Source organism: Tsukamurella asaccharolytica (genome assembly GCF_007858435.1).
In the GTDB taxonomy this organism is placed as follows: Bacteria; Actinomycetota; Actinomycetes; order Mycobacteriales; family Mycobacteriaceae; genus Tsukamurella; species Tsukamurella asaccharolytica.
Genome location: NZ_VIGW01000003.1, coordinates 288,585 through 308,089, shown reverse-complemented (window position 1 = coordinate 308,089; position 19,505 = coordinate 288,585). Strand labels below are relative to the sequence as shown.

The 19,505-nt window shown below is 65.1% G+C and carries 9 protein-coding genes; 4 read left to right on the top strand and 5 right to left on the bottom strand.

The genetic code is table 11. The features are described 5' to 3' along the window. Position 1: 1 nt before the first annotated feature. The gene (locus FK529_RS07745) at positions 2–4,069 is read right to left on the bottom strand and encodes an Eco57I restriction-modification methylase domain-containing protein (protein WP_231702986.1); all 4,068 of its coding nucleotides are present in this window, start codon (positions 4,067–4,069) and stop codon (positions 2–4) included. A 162-nt stretch (positions 4,070–4,231) separates the two neighbouring features. On the opposite strand from FK529_RS07745, the gene FK529_RS20530 reads away from it, so the two are divergent. Beyond that, positions 4,232–4,678 (top strand): hypothetical protein, encoded by a 447-nt coding sequence (locus tag FK529_RS20530; protein ID WP_231702985.1) that lies wholly within the window; start codon positions 4,232–4,234, stop codon positions 4,676–4,678. A gap of 14 nt (positions 4,679–4,692) precedes the next feature. On the opposite strand, the gene FK529_RS07740 is transcribed toward FK529_RS20530, so the two are convergent. After that, on the bottom strand, positions 4,693–7,647 hold the full coding sequence (locus FK529_RS07740) for a helicase-related protein (protein ID WP_146560404.1): 2,955 nt from the start codon (positions 7,645–7,647) through the stop codon (positions 4,693–4,695). A 554-nt stretch (positions 7,648–8,201) separates the two neighbouring features. On the opposite strand from FK529_RS07740, the gene FK529_RS07735 reads away from it, so the two are divergent. Both FK529_RS07735 and FK529_RS07730 read left to right on the top strand, forming a co-directional pair. Next, positions 8,202–11,573, top strand: coding sequence for a hypothetical protein (locus tag FK529_RS07735; RefSeq protein ID WP_146560403.1), 3,372 nt, complete (start codon positions 8,202–8,204; stop codon positions 11,571–11,573). Then, complete coding sequence (locus FK529_RS07730; RefSeq protein WP_146560402.1) at positions 11,570–16,498, top strand: DEAD/DEAH box helicase; 4,929 nt, start codon at positions 11,570–11,572, stop codon at positions 16,496–16,498. Before FK529_RS07735 ends, FK529_RS07730 begins: the two co-directional genes overlap by 4 nt. 95 nt (positions 16,499–16,593) lie before the next feature. Here FK529_RS07730 and FK529_RS07725 read toward each other — a convergent pair whose 3' ends face one another. Next, the gene (locus FK529_RS07725) at positions 16,594–17,094 is read right to left on the bottom strand and encodes a hypothetical protein (RefSeq protein ID WP_146560401.1); all 501 of its coding nucleotides are present in this window, start codon (positions 17,092–17,094) and stop codon (positions 16,594–16,596) included. Between FK529_RS07725 and FK529_RS20345 the strand changes: the two genes are divergently transcribed. Continuing rightward, a complete protein-coding gene (locus tag FK529_RS20345) occupies positions 17,093–17,314 on the top strand; it encodes a pyridoxamine 5'-phosphate oxidase family protein (protein WP_205124367.1) in 222 nt (73 codons plus the stop codon). The genes FK529_RS07725 and FK529_RS20345 overlap by 2 nt on opposite strands. 3 nt (positions 17,315–17,317) lie before the next feature. Here FK529_RS20345 and FK529_RS07715 read toward each other — a convergent pair whose 3' ends face one another. Beyond that, on the bottom strand, positions 17,318–18,343 hold the full coding sequence (locus FK529_RS07715) for an LLM class flavin-dependent oxidoreductase (protein ID WP_231702984.1): 1,026 nt from the start codon (positions 18,341–18,343) through the stop codon (positions 17,318–17,320). 65 nt (positions 18,344–18,408) lie between these two features. Beyond that, positions 18,409–19,449 carry an LLM class F420-dependent oxidoreductase gene (locus FK529_RS07710; protein ID WP_146560399.1) on the bottom strand — a complete coding sequence of 347 codons (1,041 nt, stop codon included), beginning with the start codon at positions 19,447–19,449 and terminating at the stop codon, positions 18,409–18,411. Between the last annotated feature and the right edge of the window lie 56 nt (positions 19,450–19,505).

The window sequence follows — 19,505 nt, the reverse complement described above, 5'->3', positions numbered from 1 at the left end:
CTCAGACCTCGCCCTTCTCCGCCAGCCGGCGTTCGAACTCGGCGTACGCCTCCCGCATGTCCTTCTCGCGGTCGAGGAACTGGAACGGCAGCTCGTACGTATACGTGTTACCCGACGTGTTCGTCGCCGTCCGCTCCTCCTCGGTGAGGTCGTCGCCCTTCTTGCGCCAGCGGACCAGTACCTCTTGCGGGACGAGGCGGCCGTTCATGTCGTAGAGGTACTTGTTCCGGTCGTACCCGTAGAGCACGGGGAACTGGGTTCGGTACACGGTGCACAACTCGTCCGCGGTGATGCCGAGGCCGAGTGCCACCAGTGCGTCGATCTCCACCAGTGCCTGCCGACGGTCCGCCGCAATCCGAAGTGGTGTGTCCGGGGTCCACTCGGGACCGATATCGCCGATTGGCTTCCTTCGACGGTGCTCGAATCCTCCCGCCCACGTATCCAACTGCAGGGCATCGTTGAAGCATGCCGACCATAGTCGTGTGTATTCTCGTGTAACACAGTTGAGTCGCAGTGAACGTATCGTTAGTTGGTGTTGCAAGATATCGGTTTCGTTCCAGGGCATACGATTTACGGTCGCCGCGGAGATTGTTGATTTCGGCGCGACTCGAGTGCAGAAATCCGCCAGCAGGGACCCCAGTGTGGCGGCAATGGCCACGATTCGGTCCGATGCCCCTGTCGGGTCGCCTGCCGAAGTGACGCCGTGTATGTGAGTGGGGCCAGGAGGTATGATCGCCGGAAAGAAGGCGCGTTCGTTTGTGGACTTCGTCATGTTGCGCCACGCGACCCTGTAATGCTCGCGCGGATTCACGGTATGAATGGCCCCGACTTCATCAGGCACGTTCCATCGCCGATAGCTCGCGTCGAATGCGTCCGGACGACCGGCAGGCTTATATGACGTTATCGGGATCGCATCCGGGGTCAATGTCTCGAGATCGGTTTCTGACCAGTCCGTCTGGTGGAGCATCGTGGGGTTGGGGTGCTTCACGATTGGAGTGGCGACAGAGATGTGCGGCCCCTGTAGGATCACTTCGCTCCAAGTGTTCGGCGCTCCCCAACCTATGTCGAATCTACCTTTTGATCGATCGTTCTTCTCATGCCATCCATTTGAGAATTGGAGAGGAACGGTTTCGATTCGAGGCCTTTGGGAAAGCTTGGCGACGACCTGTGCGATAGATTTATTCACCGCGTATACCATGCGAGTTCTACGAATCGGTGTGGATGATGATTCGAGCGTATCGCGCCACGTTTTGAGGATGCTGTCATCGACCACCACGACTCGTCCCGAGTGGGGGCTCAAGTCCCATTCTCCGTCGAGTGACTTGATGCCGGGCTCGGGTCCCGCAGCGTCGTATTCGAATGACCGGGTGACCGTATCAGGGTGGAAGAGGGAGCACGCATTAAGAAAGTTAGGGCTTATGGGCTGACCGTACACGTGAATTCCATAGGCAACGTGGTGGTCCACCTCATAGAGGCTGAGCTCATTGACAAACTGCCAGTGACGACGTAGATGGGTGTATGAAGATTCCCTTAAGGCGCCGGCCTTCTCGTCGGTGAAATGGCTCTCCGGATGGACGAGGCTTACCTTCCCGTGCTGGGAAATATGTCGCCACGTCAGTTCCATGAAGCAGCGGTATAGATCGGGTTGCAGGCCGGCGAGTTGGGGATACATTCGGGCATCACCTATAAACCCCGCTGTCGCTGCGATATCGGCGGTTCCGTCGAGGACGAGATCCGAGATGCCGGGCAATGCGAGTGCCGCCTCGCGCTTCTCCTTCACCTGAGCCTGGGTCGGCTTCACGGTGAGCTGGAACCACGGATCGCCCTCGGCAAGAAGAGCATCGACATCCGAACGAGGTCGGACCCAGGGCGGGTTGCCGACCTGGAGGTCGAAGCCGCCGCGCTTGAACACCGGGGCGAAGTCGAGTTCCCAGTGGAAGAAGCCCTGGCGCTGCGCGACGCGCTCCGCGACAACGAGCCAGGGGTGGGTGGAGAGGGCTCCGTCGACCGGCTTGGCCTGCGCGAACAGCAGATCCGACTCCTCGGCGTCGGTCAGCTCCTCCCAGGTGGAGACGTCGTAGAGGTTGCCCTGGCCGGCCTTCTCCCCGCGGGTCTCCTTGACTGGGTTACCCAGCAGGTCGGTGAGGGTGTCGATCCACTCGTCGAGGCTGGGAGGCACGACGATCGCGCCGTCGACGGTGCGGTCACCGTCGGTCAGCGGCCAGAACCAAAGGGCGCACCAGGCGTCCATGACGCGGCGCAGCCGTCGGTAGGCGCCGTTCTCGTCGGCGAGCGATGCCTCGATCTGTTCGCGGGAGACGGCTCCGCCGGTGGGGGTGAAGTCTCGGCCCCACAGCGGGATGTCGCGCCGGATCTCGGACTCGGCGATCTCCAGGCGCCGCAGAGCGAAGCCCCACAGCACCTCGGTGCGGAGTGCGAGGTTCCGCAGGCCGCGGACCTGGGCTGCCGTCGGCTTCCTGCGGAAGGTCTTGCGCCAGTCCTTCAGCTTCGCCGTTGTCTCGGGGGCGAGGTTCTTCGCCTCCTTGGCGTCGACCGTCGAACCCCAGCCGGTTGTCGGCAGGAGGAAGTGGTGGACGGCGTTGTGGTGGTTCGTCAGCCCATCGGTGAGTGGCACGTCGACCGGTGTCGCCTCGATGTAGCCGCGATCGGTCACCTGGTCGGCCGGGATCACGGTGTGCCGGGCGCCGATCAGCGAATTGCCGCGGCGCAGGTGCAGGCCGAACCACGGGGCGGCGAGGCCGGGGCCCATGGTGTCGAGCCACAGCGTGATCTCGGCGAACTCGACGGCGGTGGCGTTGAGGTCCACGCCGTACACCTGGTGCAGCGCGAGGTAGGACTTCACGCGCTGCAGCTCGATGGCGTACTGGTCGGGGTCGATGCGCTCGCCGGTCTCGTCCTGCTTGCGCTTGAGGTACTGCTCCGCGAGCTGTCGCACCGCCTCGATGGCGAACGCGCCGGACCCCATCGCCGGCTCACAGACCGTGAGGTCGAGGATCTCGTCGGCGGTGGTCGTGGAGTCGTCCTGGTCGAGCAGTTCCTCCAGGGCCTGCCCGACGGTGAACCGGGTCAGGACCTCCGGGGTGTAGTACGACGCGGATTGCTGACGTTCCCGGCCGGCGAGGCGGAAGACGAACGTGCCGCGCCGGTGGATCACCGGCTTGAGTTCGCCGTTCTCGTCGGGTGCCTTGACGAAGTCCGACGGCGAGATCGAGGCGATGCGGTCCTCCGGGACCACCCACGATCCGTCTTCGGGATTGCCGTGCTTGGCCACCTCGTACAGGTCCTCCTGCGCGAAGAAGCCTGTGTACGACATGAGGCCCTCGTAGACGGCCCCGAGCTGGTTGATCCCAAGTTCGGCGTAGGAGATGAAGCCGCGATCGCGGCCTTTCGCCTCCTTGCTGAGCAGTAGGTGCCGCAGGACGCGCTGCAGCGCTTCGTCGCCGAGCTTCACCGTCGCGATGTGCGCGATGGCCTCGGGACGGAACAGCTCGGCGCGCAGGGCACCGAACGTAAGGCCCTCGGCGTAGGCACCGTCGTTGCCCGCCGAGCCGCCGTCGTGGCCGCGGTCGACGAGGTCGAACAGCACGGCCAGCGAGTCGTAGAAGTGCGTCCCGGCCTGTGCCCGCGGGGTGACGATCTCCACCGGCAGGAGCTCGCGGAGCCGGTCGAGGCTGTAGCCGCGCTCGTAGGTCTGATCGCCCGTGGGGAGGACGGCCAGCTCGGGCGTGGCCTCTGCGTACAGCAGGAACAGCACCCGGTACAGGAAACGCAGCGACTGGCCGGCGAGCACCTGCGCCTGATCGTTCGGGAGCGGCTCGAGGCCCTGCGCCGCGCGGCGCTCCACCACCTCGTTGGCGATGATCTCGATCGACAGCCGCACGCCCTCACGCAGGTCCTTCGAGACGCCCACGGTGTGCTTCACGGACTCACCGAGCACCGTCGACCACCAGATGTCGCCGTCGGAATCCGGTGCGAGGGAATCGGCGTCGAGGCAGGTCAGTGCCCGGTCGGTTTCGCCACCTCGCTTGTCGTCGTTGCGCTCACCCACCAGCTGTAGGTCGACGGCGAGATAGCGGCCCTCGAGCCAGCGCTCCTTCTCGGTGATCAGCGCGATGCTCCCGGCGAGCACGAGCGCGAACCGCGGACCGTCGTCCTCGACGAAAAGTCGCGACAGCAAGCCCGCTACGGAGGTGATGGTGTCGTCCTCGGTGTGGAAATCGCGCAGCAGCGTCTTCTCGTTCTTCGCGAGCAGATCCTCGACGGTGAGCCCGCCCGCCGCCTCGATGATCACGAACGGAGCCGGGCCGGTGAGGCCGCGGGTGCGGTACTCGATCGCGGGTCCTGGCTCGTGGTCGAAGCCGCCGAGGCGTGCCGTCTCCCAGCGGATGCTGTTGTCGTAACCGAGGATCGAACGGAGATCGTTGTACAGGGTGTCGAGCGTCTGCGCGTCGGCTGCTTCTTCGAGGCCGCTGAGGGAGCGTGCCAGTGTGCTTCGCGACGTTGTGTATCGGCTGCGGGTGGTGGCGGCACCGTCGGACTTGGCTCCGTCCCAGGCTTTCCGGCGCTCGAGTGCCTTCGCCTGGAACGACTGCGACTTCGCATCTGTGGTGAAGTAGTGCTCGCTGAGGAATTCGTCGCCGACGATCAGGGCGTCTGAGGGCGCGGACACGGTCAGTCCTCCGATCCGGTGGTCGAGGCCGGGGAGCCGAGGGCCGCGGGATCGAAATCCTCCGGGACCACGACCATCAGCGGGCGGGCAAGGCGCCGTGCTGGATTCATCGCCTCTGCGAGTTCCTTCTCCTCCGCGATCCGCTTGCTCTGGTCACGGAGGTCGGCGCGCTGGATGAGCGCGCCCGCCTCGTGCTGCCAGGCCTCCGACCGCGCGACCCACGCCCGGATTCGGTCGGCCGACTCGGCGCGGACGGATTCCGCCTGGTTCTTGGCGTTGGCGTCGGCGGCGTGCACCGCGGCGGCCACGAGGGGCTGCAGGTTCGACGCACCATCGATGTCGCCTGTGTTGACCTGCGCGATGGCCAATTCCGCGACCGCCTCGTGTGCGCCAGTGTGGGGCTCGACGAGGGACGCGCCGGGATCGCCCGGCACTGGGAAGGCGACCGTGTAATAGCCGGCCGCCACCACTTGGCCGCGCAGGTTGGTCTGCGTGACCTGGACCAGAATCGTCGGGAAGGGGACCGCGCCACGGACCGCGTAGATCTGCGACCGTCCCAGCTCCGAGAGGGCGCGATCGGCGGCCCAGTCCAGGATCGGGTGCAGCGGAGCGAGGTAGTGCGCCTCGGGCCAGGTGGACGTCGACGCACCCGACCGGGCCTGGACCAGCTCCTGCTCGCCGCGCGCGGGCGTGTAGGCCAGCTTGTAGGTCTCCCGGATCGAACGGGCCTTGAGGTAGTCCTGTGGAAGGACATCCAGACGTTGGCGCAGGTCCTTCGGTGGCGTGAGGCTGGCGATCGAATACTGCTTGTGCACCGCCCAATCCACGCCGTCCTTCGGCGCGTTCTGCGGGTGCACGTACGACTCGTGCAGGGCGTCGGAGAGGAACTCGAACTCCGAGTCGTAGACGCCCGCACCGTGGAAGCCCTCGCTCGCGGGCTGCTCGGCGGGCGGATCCTGCGCGATCCCGCCGAGGGCGAGCTGCGCGAAGAAGGAGTCCAGGCCGGTTCCGGCCGCGACCTCGTCGACGGTCTTGACCACGGCCTCGAGCTCCTTCTGGCCGGCCAGCACCTGCCGGATCGATTCCTCCTCGGCCTTGACGTCGTAGGTGCCCATCAGGGACGCGGTGTCGCCGAGCGCCTGGTGCGCCTCGTGCTCGCGGTCCACGAGCCGGGCGAGGACGCGGAGGTCGCCGGCGAAGTGGGCGGTGCTGGGCGTGAGGAGCAGTGTGGTGATCCGGGGCCGGTGCTTCTGCCCGTACCGGTCGATGCGTCCATTGCGCTGCTCGATCCGGATGAGGCTCCACGGGATGTCGTAGTGGATCAGCTGGTGGCACTGTGAATGCAGGTTCACGCCCTCGGAGGCCACGTCACCCGTGACGAGGATCCGGATCGGCGACGACTCGAGCTTGAACGATTCGACGATCTCGGTCTGCTCGGAATCGCTGAGCCCGCCGTGGAGCACGGCGACCTGGCCGAGGTCGGCGCCCCTGGTCGAGGTCATCGTGAGATCCGCGGCGAGCTGCTCGGCGAGCGCGGTGAGAGTGGCCACCCGCTCGGCGAAGATCACCACCCGCGCACTGCCGGACCTGCTGACGCCCATCTCGTCCAACTGCGTTCGCAGCTCGACGTACTTGGCGGACGACGCCATCGGGACGGCCTCGGTGAGATCGGCGAGGCGATCCAGCGCCGCCAGCTCCGTCGCCTGCTTGGGCACCGCCGCATCGATGCGGCGCCGGCGCTCCCGCACCGACTGCAGCAGCGCGGCGGGGGAGGAGAGGTACGCCTTCGCGAGGGTCCACGGGAAAAGCGACGAGTTCTGCCCCGAGTACGGCGACGACCCGCTCTCCGGCCAGAGCCACACGTCCTCGAGCTCGCGGGCGATCGCGTCCTCCGCCGCGGTGGCGGGCACGACCACGTTGTGGGGCGGCTGCCGCTCGGCCCAGTCCGAGCCGACCTCGCCGGCAACGTCGGGATGGTGGCGGTGGCGGCGGATGACGAGCTTGGCCACCTCCGCGTAGTCGGGCTCGCCTTCGGGGGAGACGGCGGTGGGGTCGAGCATGCGGACCAGCTCGGCGAAGGAATCGGCGCGGCCATTGTGCGGCGTCGCCGATGCGAGGATCAGCGCGTCGGTTTGCTTCGACAGCAGCCGTGCGAGCCGGTTGTTCTGTGAGGCGGTGTTCGTGACGTTGTGCGACTCGTCGATCACCACCGCGTCCCACCGTTGCTTCTGCAGGTTCGCGATGTACCGGTCGCTCTTGAGCGTGTCGATCGAGATGATGACGCGCTTGAAGTAGGTGAACGGGTTGCGACTGGCGGGCAGTACCTGCCGGATGCGTTGGATCCCGGCGGAATCAAGGCGGACGAAAGGGAGCGCGAAGCGCGTCCACAGCTCCATCTGCATCTGCTCGAGCACGTGCTTCGGGGTCACGATGAGGATGCGGTCGCCCCGGCCCCGTCTGACCAGTTCCGAGAGGATCATCCCGATCTCGATCGTCTTGCCCAGCCCGACGGCGTCGGCCAGCAGGATGCGCGGGCGGAGCTTGTCCGGATCCAGGGCCTTCGCGACGGCCTTCACCTGGTAGTCGAGCGGCTTCGCGAGGCCGCGCTGCGCCGTGCCGAATCCGGGGTCGGTCACGGCGATCGGAGTCTTGCGGAACATCGCCTCCAGCCACAGGCGGCTGCGACGGAACCGCTCCGACGGGTCCGCGACGACGGTGACCGCGGTCGGGTCCACCTCGTCGATCCGGTCGAGCGCTGTCGAGAACACGGCTGAGGTGTCGCGGACGAGCTCGGACAGGCCTGTGACGTGGACGAAGAAGCCGTCCGCGGTCGGCTCCACCGCGGTGACGAGCCACTCCTGATCGCGCACGACGGCGATGGATCCCGGAGCGCCCTTGAACCCGCTGTCGGCCGACGCCTCGCTGGTACCGATGTGCCCGTCGTTGATCACAGTCATACCCACTCGCACCCCCGAGTCCACCGGGTGAACCCCGCTCTGAGCCCGACTTTACAAGTCAACCATGGGCGCTATGTCGGGTATCCCCGGGTTGCCCCGGTTGGAGTGGACGTGTGGGACCGGAACGGTCGAGCGGGGTGCCCGCCTTGCCGCTTAGGAAAGACCTCCCGGGACGCCCGGGTCCTGCGGCTGAGGTCGTTTGCGGTAAGGCTGCAGACTCACGCAGGAAGTGACCGCTGCCGCGACCGGATTGCCCCGGAGCCGAACAGTGGCTACGAGGGCGGCGCGTGCGACCACAGGAAGGGGAGCCCGCTCGATCTGAAGCGGATATCTCACGCCGCTGGTCTCCATCGCCGAGGGGCGATATGGCGTGATACATGCCCCGGCGGCGCAATGCAGCCCTATCCTTGCTATCACGAACCAGGCGACCGTCGTCGCGAACTTCGGCTCGGTGCGCCCCGTGGGGTGAACCCGCGGGTGCCCGAAATCGTGTCAGACGTCCGATTTAAAGTGTCGTGCAGCATGAGCTGGATTCATAAGAGGTGGGTGGAATCATGGGCGGTTCGGCTGCCGACGAGCGCTGGTTGATCGACGAGGAGTATCGGATCGCGCGACTGCTTGATCGCAGTTTGCTTGTGCTGGAGGCAAATCTCGATGAAGGGGCAGTACGCCGGCTCCAGCAAGAGCTCGGTGCCAGAATCGAACGAGCTCTGCTTTCCCGCTCCACGATGGCTGCGGTGGTCGAGCGGTATCCGGCCTCGGTGCTCGTTACGCTGGTCGGGCACGCGTCGTTGGAGTACGAGCAGGGGGGATACTGGGACTCATTCTGGGCGGCTCTCGCCGTGGAACGCGACCAGAGCGCGGAGGCGTTTCTGAGGCATAAGATCGTACCGCTGACGAAGAAGTTCGGCCTGCGTCAGTTTCCGGAGCTTGCTGGGCAATACGTGCAGGTCGTAGCTATGCACGGCGGAATTCCCCGCTACTGCCTGGTGGATCTAGTCGACGTGATTAACGGGCATCTCGATGCAGGGCGTGACGCGAATGGTCCGTCCGTCATCGGATGGCTGAATACCCCCGGCAAGACGCATCGGATGAGTGCCCTCGACGTTCCTGTACAGAACTTCCTTCGGTACGGGCGCGAACTGGCAATAGATGTCTTGAATCGGATCGTAGAATTCGTCGAGCTTGCGCGCATCCGTGAAGATTGGCAATCGCTTCAGCTCGACACCGCCACCACTGGATTGCCTACGGTCCTGCTTCACAGCCTGATCGATGTTCTCACGGGCGAGTTCTCCGTCACACGCGAGCGTCGCGGGGCGATTCGCAGCCGTCCAACGGTTGCCTACTCGGCGTCCGATGCGCAAGTGCAGGTAAGGCTTCCCTATCCGCCTGCTGGGCCGGAAGTGCCTTGGACGGTGTCCTTGGATGGAGCGGTCAAAGAGGTGATCGCGGACAGAGGATGGGGTATTGACGGAACGGATCATCCTGCGACGGTGTTCCCCGTAGCGAGCGCAGTCCGCGAGGTGGTGGTGCAGCACCGTCCAAGCAGCATCCACACCTCTATCCCCCTGGTGGACGCGCTCGATCCGATGCTGCTGTTTGGTCAGGACGGCCGCCACATTCCCGCGGGGACCACCTTGCCGCAGCGACCGCTGATCGCTCTCTTGGCTCAGTCCGCGAAACTCTTTGATCGGGAAGGCAAAGAGCTACCAGTTGGCCTCATCGGCGCGGTCGCCGGATGGCCCGGCTGGCGGGCGGTCGATGTCGATCCGACTGGGGTCAGTGGGTTCTATGTCCGATCGGACGCTGCTCGTGGGCCGTTGCGGGAATTCAAGAGCGCCGCAAGTGCAGCCTTCTCGCTTCCTGCACAGATCGAAGGAACGACGACGGTGCAGGAGTATCCGGTGTATTCGCAACGACCCGCAGTGATTCTCCCGGCGGGCGAGGGCCCAGCCGTCTGGCACATCCGCACCCGGCGTGCGGGCGAGGTGGGCTACCTGGTGGAACGCGCCTGGGACACTGGCGGCGCGGAGATCACTGTCGATCCGTTCGAAGGGCTAAAAGCCGGTCTCTTGGGCATGTTCGAGATTTCAGTGACAGGTCCACTCGGATCGAATGCCCGCCTATTGGTTTTCCTCGCCGAGGGGTTGAGTGTCACTCTTAGCCGGCCGATTAGGTTTCCGGTGGCGGACGGGGTTGCTCCGGTGACCGCGGTCATTGAACCGGGGGAGGAACTCCGTGTGGACACACGTGAGATCCAGTTCGCCGCACGCGACGTGGAACGAGCTATTTCGATTCACAGCGCGGATCTCGGTTGTCGACTGGTAGTGCGCCCGCCTCGGGTCGAAGTCCGCTACAGCATGGCGGCCGGCCACGCTCCCTGGCGGACCTCAGTCGAACACGTCGACCCCAAGGAACTCGCCGAGAACCGAGTGTTTGCTGTCAGAGTGCCGGGTCATGCGGAAGTTCGTATTGTGGTCCTGAGTTCACGCGGCGTTGTGATTAAGACCGTAGACCCCACGGTTTCGGGTTTCGTACACTCGATCAGTACTCGCGAGATTCACGATGTAGTGAAGAACGCGGGCGATTGCTCCCTCGTGGCACAGATTGTGCACCAGAGTCGCGAAATCCGAGTCACTATCGCGAGATTCCGGGCCGCACGCCTGTTCGATAGGATTGACCTGGTGGGTGAAAGTCTTGTCCTGGATGGTGTTGCGGAGGGCGAGGACCTGGCAGCGTTCGTTTGGGCTGAGACGGCCCCGTGGAGACCAGCAGAAAAGTTGTCCATTCGGGGCGCCGCCGCGACGCTGCCTCCGGCGCTGATCAAGGGGGGACCCCTTCTCGTCACGGTGTACCTCGACGATCCATGGGCGTCGGTCGCGCCGCCCGCGCGGCCCAAGTCGGCTGTCACTCGCGTGAACCAGCCCGGTTGGATCACTGACTCGGATCCCACGCGAAACGAACTGGCGCGACTCCTTGCAGGAGAACCAGGTGCGTTCCCTGAGAACCTCGGGTTTCAGGACGTGTGGGCGTCTTTGGCGCATCTAATGGACTTGCACGGGCAGAGTGCGCTGAGGGTCGATCGAGAGTTGACCGCACGGTTGAGTCGAGAGCCGCTCCAAGCGCTTGAGGCGCTGGGTAACTCGGGGCTTCCTCGGGGCATTCTGGCAGCGCTCGCGATCCGCACTGGCGTGGTTCGGCGCAGCTTCGATCCGGGCCCGGCGGGCGGTCCTGTACACAACAACCCTTGGGTCGGCTGCATGATCGAGTCGGCTCGCCTTCCGCTGCTCGTGAACGGTGACGACGCCTCGGGGCGCCAGCGTGCGGAATCAATTCGATATCTCCAGGACAAAGGCGGCCGGGAACTCTGTCGCACCTTACGTGGCGGCCCGACGAGCGAGATCATGGACGCGACGTTCGACCAGGTGTACGTCAAGCTCGACACGATGCCGAAGGCCCAGATTGAGGAGATCGTCGAGGGGCTCGGGTTGGTTCCCGGCGCTCTTTTGAGCTCGACGGGCAGATCGGTCGCTCTCCAGGAGGCGTTCGCGTCGCGGTACGCGTGGGGGAGGGCTGCATCTGAGGTGGAGGAGTTCGCCAAACAGGTGATGCTCGGGTCGGTCAGACTCAGAAGGGCAGCCCCCAAGCTCGCAGCAGTGTCCTCAGAACGTATGGCCAAACTTGACGGCCTTGATCTCGAAAAACAGCCATGGCTCACGTTGCCGTCGCAATCGCTCGTACTCGCGCTGCTGGCGCGACTCTCCGCGCACGACGTAGAGACGCGCTTCACCTGGAAGGGGCCGACTGTCGCCTGTTGGTCGCGCATGGCAGAACTCGCCCCTCGACTGGTCCTCAACGATCTGTTGATCGCCGAGGCGCTAGTCCTCAATCATCGCCACGGTGACCTGATCGGAGTTGCGGAATGAATAATCGACTGGACCCTCTGAAGACCACCAGACAAATTGAGGCCACCTACAGGCGATACTTGAAGACGATGCTCGCGCCGCGTGATCCCGCGATCGCGGCGGCCTTCGACGCTGCGGTTGATGGCGCGAGGCACCTGACTCGAGGTCCGCTCCTAGAGCTAACGCCACCCTACGCGCCCGGTTCGTCGCTGAGTGACCTCATGACTGAGGGAGTTCTCCACTCCGAATTCGGTTATGTGGGCGGAGATGCACTGCCGCTATCCCGCCCACTGTTCGTTCACCAGGAGCAAGCTATCCGCAAGGCCGTCGCGGGGAGAAACCTTGTTGTCAGTACCGGAACTGGCTCAGGGAAGACCGAAAGCTTCATCATCCCGATTCTCAATCATCTCGTTGCAGAGCGAGCTTCGGGCAGACTTGGCCCGGGCGTCCGGGCCCTACTCCTGTACCCGATGAACGCCCTCGCCAACGATCAGCTGGGCAGGCTCCGTGCGATTCTTGCGCACTCGCCCGATATTACCTTCGGTCGTTACACGGGTGAGACAAAAGAGAGTGAAGTTGACGCACTTAAGTCGTGGCGGGCGAGTTATAAGGAGGCGGATAGGCTTCCGAACGAAATGATCAGCCGGGCGGAGATGCGAGCGAATCCGCCGCACATCTTGTTGACCAATTATGCCATGCTGGAGTATCTTTTGCTCCGTCCTAAGGATATCGATCTGTTTGATGGTCCTCATCGTGGGACGTGGAAGATCCTCGCTCTGGACGAGGCTCACGTTTACGATGGTGCGCAAGGAAGTGAGGTTGCGCTGCTGCTTCGACGACTCCGGCAGCGCGTGGCTCCGACCGCGTCTTTGCAGTGCATTGCAACATCGGCCTCTCTCGACGGAACTCCGGAGGAGACGGCCTCGTTCGCTCGAAATCTGTTCGCGGTCGACTTCGAGTTCTCAGAGGGCGACACCGCGAGACAGGACGTCATTTACGCGACGCGTGCTCGTACACCCGATCGTGCAACCTGGGAGATGTCTGGAAGCCAGCTCGACGCCTGGACTCAATCTGACGCAGATCGCGCTCAGCTCGCCGAGCGCAGCCCTGACGGAAACGAGGCGGATGCGCTCTCCGCCGAGAAGCACATCGTTGAACTCAAGGCTCTGCTGCCGAACGGTCCTAAGGACGTCCAAGATCTCGCGGGGGCGGTCTTTCCGGAAGGTCCTGATGTTGCGGGCAAGCTGGAGAATCTCGTTGCGTTGGGCAGTGCCGTGACTGATGACGCTGGGAACCCTGTCCTCTCGGCGCGGTACCACTTCTTCGTTCGGGCGACGGAAGGAGCGTTCGTGGCGTTCCGTGACACCGGGCCGCATGTTCTACTCGCCCGCCACGAACGAGACCCTGAGTCCGGCCGCGCGATGTTCGAGTTCGGAACATGCACTCGCTGTGGCGCGGTTCACCTTTCAGGCGACACCCAGTCGACCGAGCAGGGAACGTTCTTCGTTCCCACGGTTAAGAGGGATGGGCCGGTGAAATGGCTTGTTCTGACCGGGTCCGACAATCGTGACCCGGCCGAGGACGAGGACGAAGAGGTCCTGGGGGATCCGGTGCCTCGGAATCAGGTGCTTCGGGGGTTGTGCTCTGGATGCGGATTTCTCGCGAACTCTCAAGGAACTCCCTGCGGAAATTCCGCATGTCCCGGAGGCGACATGATCCACACCAGAGAGCACAAGGCGACTTCGCGCGTGATGGATACCTGTACGGAGTGTGGCACCCGTGCGAGGCAGGTGATCCGGCGTCTACGCACAGACACGAACGCTGCGCCCGCAGTGCTCGCGACCGCGTTGTACCAGAATCTTCCACCTGCTGACGACGTCACCTCCGGACTCGTTGGTGAAGGCCGCAAGCTCCTCATGTTCTCCGATTCCCGTCAGGCGGCAGCGTACGCAGCGCCGTACCTGAAACGGACGTACGAGCGAATCTTGGAGCGGGGTTATCTTACCCGAGCATTACAGGACAAGGCTTATGCCGATGACGACCTGACGGCAGAGGATCTCGCGATGCTCGCGAAGAAGGTGGCCACAGCTGCGGGGCATTTCGAAGAGTCAGACGGCATCGTGGTGCGGACGAGGTCAGCCAACGAATGGGTGATGGGTGAGCTGATGACGCTCGATCACCAGCAGTCGATGGAGGGTCTCGGGCTCCTCCGTGTGGCGGTGAGGCGAACTGATACTCCGCCACTGCCGGCAGGGTTCCGACAGCTTGGCCTCTCCGAGGACGAGACGTGGAGTCTGTTCGATGTCCTCCTGAAGTCGGTACGGACGCAAGGTGCTATCGATCTCCTCGACGATGTTGACGTCGGTGCAGAGCGGTTCGCCCCGCGCAACGCCAAGATTTCTATCCGGAAGGTAGGATCACATAGAGCGAAGAAGATCATCAGTTGGTGCCCGAGCGGCGGATCGACCAACAATCGACGGCGGTTCGTTGAAAGAGTCCTCGCGGCGACCGGAGCAAAGGTGGATCCTGACACGGTTCTTGGAGCATGCTGGGATTACCTCCGGAGCGCGGGTTTCATCGTAGAGACGACAGTGAAGGGCGCCGATGACGTCCACCAGGTGTGCCAGAGGAAGTTAGTGCTTCGCAGTGGTAGATCGTCGTCGTGGTTTCGGTGCTCGACTTGTCAGCGACTGTGGGCCTTCTCAGTACATGCAGTGTGTCCCGCAGGCACGTGCGGCGGTGCCTTGACGCCCCATCGGGTGCCCTCGGGCGTGGCGGATACCAACCACTATCGAACGTTGTACGAGACTGCGGTCCCCGCGCCGCTGTCTGCACGCGAGCACACTGCCCAGTGGGACTCGCAGACTGCTGCTCTCATTCAGCGCGAGTTCATTGATGGCAAAGTGAACGTGCTCTCCTGTTCAACGACCTTTGAGCTAGGTGTTGATGTCGGTGCTCTCCAATCGGTGGTCTTGCGGAATATGCCTCCAAAAACGGCGAACTACGTGCAGCGTGCAGGCCGGGCGGGGCGACGTGCGTCGGCTGCGGCACTAGTGATGACCTACGCCACAAGGAACTCGCACGACATTTCGAAGTTCCAGAATCCAGTGTCGATGATCGCTGGCCAGATGCGCGTTCCGTGGGTGCCGATCGAGAACGAGCGAATTGCGCGACGACACGCACATTCGGTTGCCCTCGCAGCCTACTTCCGGGCTCGCTTCGATCGGTCTGGTGAGTACTGGAGCCATGCCAGCGATTTTTTCACGGCAGATGACGGTAGAGCGGCGCCGGTCGACGGAGTCGTCCCCTTCCTCACCCCCGTGCCCGCCACTATCGAGGACGCCCTTCGGTCGGTTCTGCCGTTGGCCCTGCACTCAGCGGTCGGTATCGACGACGGGGCCTGGGTCGCGGAACTTGCGGAGCGGCTGAATCGTGCGCGTGCCGAGATCGAACACGACCTCGGCACGATCGCCGGCCTCATCGATGAAGCCATCCAGGAGAAGAAGTACCCACTTGCGAGCGCGCTTCAGAAGACGCAGCGCACCATCGAGCGACGGCCCCTTCTCGGTTACCTGGCAAATCACAACGTCCTTCCGAAGTACGGGTTTCCCGTTGATACGGTCGAGCTGCGCACCGATCACTGCTCCGATCCGGTCGGAGGTCGACTTGAGTTGCAGAGAGATCTGACGCAGGCGATCTACGATTACGCCCCGGGCAACGAGGTTGTAGCGGGGGGCAAGGTGTGGACGTCGAGAGGATTGCGGAAGATTCCGAAGCAGGAACTGGAAACCCGCCAGTACCAGGTCTGCCGCGCTTGCGGCAGGTTCGAATCGGGGCACGTTCTTGAGCCGGGGACGATCTGCATCGGATGCGGCGAGACGTTCGAGCACGTGCGGTTCATGGTCGTTCCCGAGTTCGGTTTCACCGCCGATCGGCGGGCAGCCGATGTAGGTGTCGCGCCGCCCGAAAGGCGTTGGCACGGAGGCAGCTACGTCGAGAATCTGGGGGAGGAGACGCGCGAGTTCATGTGGAAGTCCGAGGGTGTATTGCAGGTTACCGCGCGAGCGGGAACGGGAGCACGGCTGGTCGCCATCTCCGACGGGGGTGGGGCTGGCTACCGTCTCTGCGACACGTGCGGATGGGCGGAACCCATCACGGGACCGGGAAGGGCGGGGAGCCACCATCATCCGGTGACCGGCGCGGCGTGCGCCCGAAGTTGTCGCGTCGTCAGCCTTGCGCATCGATACGAGACAGACGTCGCTGAATTCACCTTCCAGGATTTTGCCTACGACCGGGATGCGGAGGAGCGTTGGCTGTCTGTTCTGTACGCGTTGCTCGAAGGCGCGTCGGAGCGTCTCGAAATCAGTCGAGACGACATCGACGGAACTCTGTCGTGGAGCGCCGAGGGACAGCGCAGCATCGTCCTGTTCGACACCGTGCCCGGAGGCGCAGGCGCCTCGAAGCGAATCGCGGAGAACCTTGCTTCAGTTCTGGAGGCGTCCCTGCAACGTGTTGAAGACTGCGAGTGCGGCGAGGAGACGTCATGCTACGGCTGCTTACGCAGTTACCGGAACGCTCGTTTCCACGACCGGTTGACCAGGCGCGCAGCACTTGCAGTCTTTGCGTCGCTCCGGTTGGTCAACGGCGGAGGGGTGAAGGCTGCTGAATGGGACGACCAACTGATCGGAGTCTCGGCGACACTTCGGGCACTGATGCGGAAACTCGCACAGGCTGGCGTCGACAAGCCCGACTTCGGCGTGGAGGTCACCACTGATCGTTGGCCCGTCGATGCCGTGTGGCACAGTTCGAGGGTAGTCATAGTAGACGGGAGGGATCCGGACCGGGATTGCGCGCTGGAGTCGTCTGGATTCTCGGTATTCGACGGTCAGCGGGTGGGCGTCGCGCAGGTGGTCGATGCTCTGACGTCCGAGGATGCCGTGCTATGAGATTTCTGGTTCTGTTAGGTCGGCCGCGCACACAACCACGGTGCCCGGCCGAGGGGAGGGGGCCGCGGACCGTCGAGCGTGGCGGACGTGCCTGATCAGGCGACCGTGACCTCCTGCTGCGCGCGGTGCGCGGCGGCGCGCTGCTGGAGGAACCAGTTCTGGGCGTAGAGGGTGATGCCGAGGAAGAGCATCGTCGTGACGCCGGTGAAGCCGCGGCCGGTGTGGTCGCCCATCGCGACGGGAACGGCGATGTCCACCGCGACGTGGAGGACGATCGCCACGATCCACAGGCCGATGGTGGCCGCGGTGCCCTGGCGCAGGTAGGCACCGTCGGGTCCGGGGAAGACCTTCGTGGTCAGCGCCCGCGGGTAGGCGAGGGCGACGGCGATGACGAGGCCCAGGATGACGGCGACCACCTGCCCGGCGCCCACCGCCCCGCCGGACGAGACGTACTGCACCGCCTGGACCAGTCCGATGGCGGCGAGCACGAGGGCGATGCGGGCGGTCCTGTCCTTCAGCGGACGGACCTGGCGCTGGCGGTAGAAGATCCAACCGAGGGTGAGGAGGGCGATGGCGGCGGTGGCTGCTGTGGTCATGCCGATCACTCTCCCGCCGCCCGGCGTGCGGCGGATCGACCGACGGGTGGAGATCCAGGTGGAGACGTATGCCCTCGTCTTCGCCACCGGCCGGGACACCCCGAAGGGGCGGCTGCTGGCGAAGGACCCGCGGGTCGCCGTCTCGGTGGATCTGCAGGAGCCGCCCTACGCGTCCGCGCGGGCCACTCGCGTGCTCTTCAACGGCGACGTCACGGCGTAGCCCCTACCCGAGCTGATCGACGGCGCCCCTGATCAGCTCGAGGCTGTGCTTGCGCTCAGCGAGGCCGGGGATCATGCCGGAGATCATCAGCTCCTGCGGCTGGGTGCGGGTGAGCAGTTCGCGCAGCTCGTCGCGGACCGTCGCCTGCGAGCCGACGATCCACGCGGACGTGGTCGGGGCGATCGCGTGCTCCTGCTCGGGCGTGAGCGGCTGCGCCGCGGCCTGCTCGTAGGTCAGCATCCGGCCCGGATTGCCGGTGCGCACCCGGTACATCGACGCCTTCGCGGGGCCGGCGATGCGCTGCGCCTCCTCATCGGTGTCCGCCGCCACGACGGTGACCGTCAGCATCGCGTTCGGTTCGTCGAGGTCGCCCGGGCGGAAGGTCTCGCGGTACTCGGCGAGCGCGGGCAGCGTGGCCTGCGGTGCGAAGTGCCGGGCGAAGGCGAAGGGCAGCCCCAGCAGGCCGGCGAGCTTGGCGCTGAACGTCGACGAGCCGAGCAACCACATCTGCGGGTTCGAGCCGACGCCCGGGGTCGCGGTGATCGCCGCGTACGGGTGGTCGGCGGGGAAGTCGTCGCGCAGGAAGGCCCGGAGGTGAGCGAGCGCCTGAGGGAAGTCGTCGACGGACTCGCTGACCTTGCCGCCGCGGAGCGCGTGCGCGGTGAGCTGGTCGGTTCCCGGGGCGCGGCCGATGCCGAGGTCGATGCGGTCCGGGAACAGCGCGTCGAGCGTGCCGAACTGCTCGGCCACGACGAGCGGCTGGTGGTTCGGCAGCATGACGCCGCCCGAGCCCACGCGGATCTTCTCGGTCGCCGCGGCGATCCGACCGATGAGCACCGCAGGCGCGGAGCTCGCGATGCCGGGCATCGAGTGATGCTCCGCGACCCAGACCCGCTCGTAGCCAAGCCGTTCGGCCTCCTGCGCCGTCGCGATCGTGTCGCGCAGGGCGTCGCCGAAGGACGCGCCGTCGACGACGGGTGCGAGCTCGAGCAGGGACAGGCGAGGGTGGGGGAACGGTGCTTCGGTCACAGAAGAGACAACCGGGGGCGGCCTGGAAATCATCCCGGACCGCCCCCTCGTCGTTGTGGCGGCTGCTACACGAGCTCGCGCAGCGCCTCGACCTGCTTCACCCGGCCGGCAGCGTCGTCCGCGATCGGCGTGACGTTGAGCACCGTCGCCCCGGCCTCCGCGAAGGCGGCGACCCGCTCCTTCACGTACCCCTTCGGTCCGATGAGGGAGACGCCGCGGGCCAGCTCGTCCGGCACGGCCTCGGCGGCGGCGGCCTTATCGCCGGCCAGGTACAGCTCCTGGATCCGGTCGGCCTCGGCGCCGTAGCCGTAGTTGGTGGCCAGCGTGTGGTAGAAGTTCTTACCCTTGGCGCCCATGCCGCCGATGTACAGCGCGAGGTGCGGCTTGACGAACTCGAGCAGGTGGTCGACGTTCTCGCCGATCGCGAGCGTCGGCCCGGCGTAGACCTCCAGCTCGCCGAGCGCGGGATCGCGCTTGGCCGTGCCCGCGGCGACGGCCTCGCCCCACACGTCCTTCGCCTTCTCCGGGAAGAAGAAGATCGGCTGCCAGCCCTCGGCGACCTCGGCGGCCAGCGCGACGTTCTTCTGGCCGAGCGCGGCCAGGAGCACCGGGATCCGCTCGCGCACAGGGTGGTTGATCAGCTTGAGCGGCTTGCCGAGACCGGTGCCGCCGTCCTCGGCGGTGAGCGGCATCGTGTAGAACGTGCCGCGGTGCTCGAGCCGCTCACGCCGCCAGACCTTGCGGCACACCTCGATGATCTCGCGGGTGCGGCCGATCGGGGCGTCGTACTTGACGCCGTGGAAGCCCTCGATCACCTGCGGGCCCGAGGCGCCGAGACCCAGGATGAAACGGCCGTCAGAGACGTTGTCCAGGCCCGCCGCCGTCATCGCCGTGAGCGTGGGGGTACGGGTGTAGATCTGCAGGATGCCCGACGCCAACTGCACGCGCTCCGTCTTCGCGGCGAGGTAGCCGAGCGCGCTCACCGCGTCGAACGAGTACGCCTCGGGGACGAAGACGATGTCCAGCCCCGCCCGCTCCAGGTCGAGGACCTCGTCGGCCGTGGCCTTGAACCCGTCCGTGTAGTTGATGCCCAATCCGATACGCATGAACGTTAGGTTCTCACAAAGCGTCCGCTGAGCGTCGCGCTGCCCGCGGATTGTGG

Bases quoted from the DNA above. Each gene is read 5' to 3' on its own strand.
- FK529_RS07710 (WP_146560399.1), bottom strand. From the start codon at position 19,449: ATGCGTATCGGATTGGGCATCAACTACACGGACGGGTTCAAGGCCACG.
- FK529_RS07730 (WP_146560402.1), top strand. From the start codon at position 11,570: ATGAATAATCGACTGGACCCTCTGAAGACCACCAGACAAATTGAGGCC.
- FK529_RS07740 (WP_146560404.1), bottom strand. From the start codon at position 7,647: ATGACTGTGATCAACGACGGGCACATCGGTACCAGCGAGGCGTCGGCC.
- FK529_RS07725 (WP_146560401.1), bottom strand. From the start codon at position 17,094: ATGACCACAGCAGCCACCGCCGCCATCGCCCTCCTCACCCTCGGTTGG.
- FK529_RS20345 (WP_205124367.1), top strand. From the start codon at position 17,093: ATGCCGATCACTCTCCCGCCGCCCGGCGTGCGGCGGATCGACCGACGG.
- FK529_RS07735 (WP_146560403.1), top strand. From the start codon at position 8,202: ATGGGCGGTTCGGCTGCCGACGAGCGCTGGTTGATCGACGAGGAGTAT.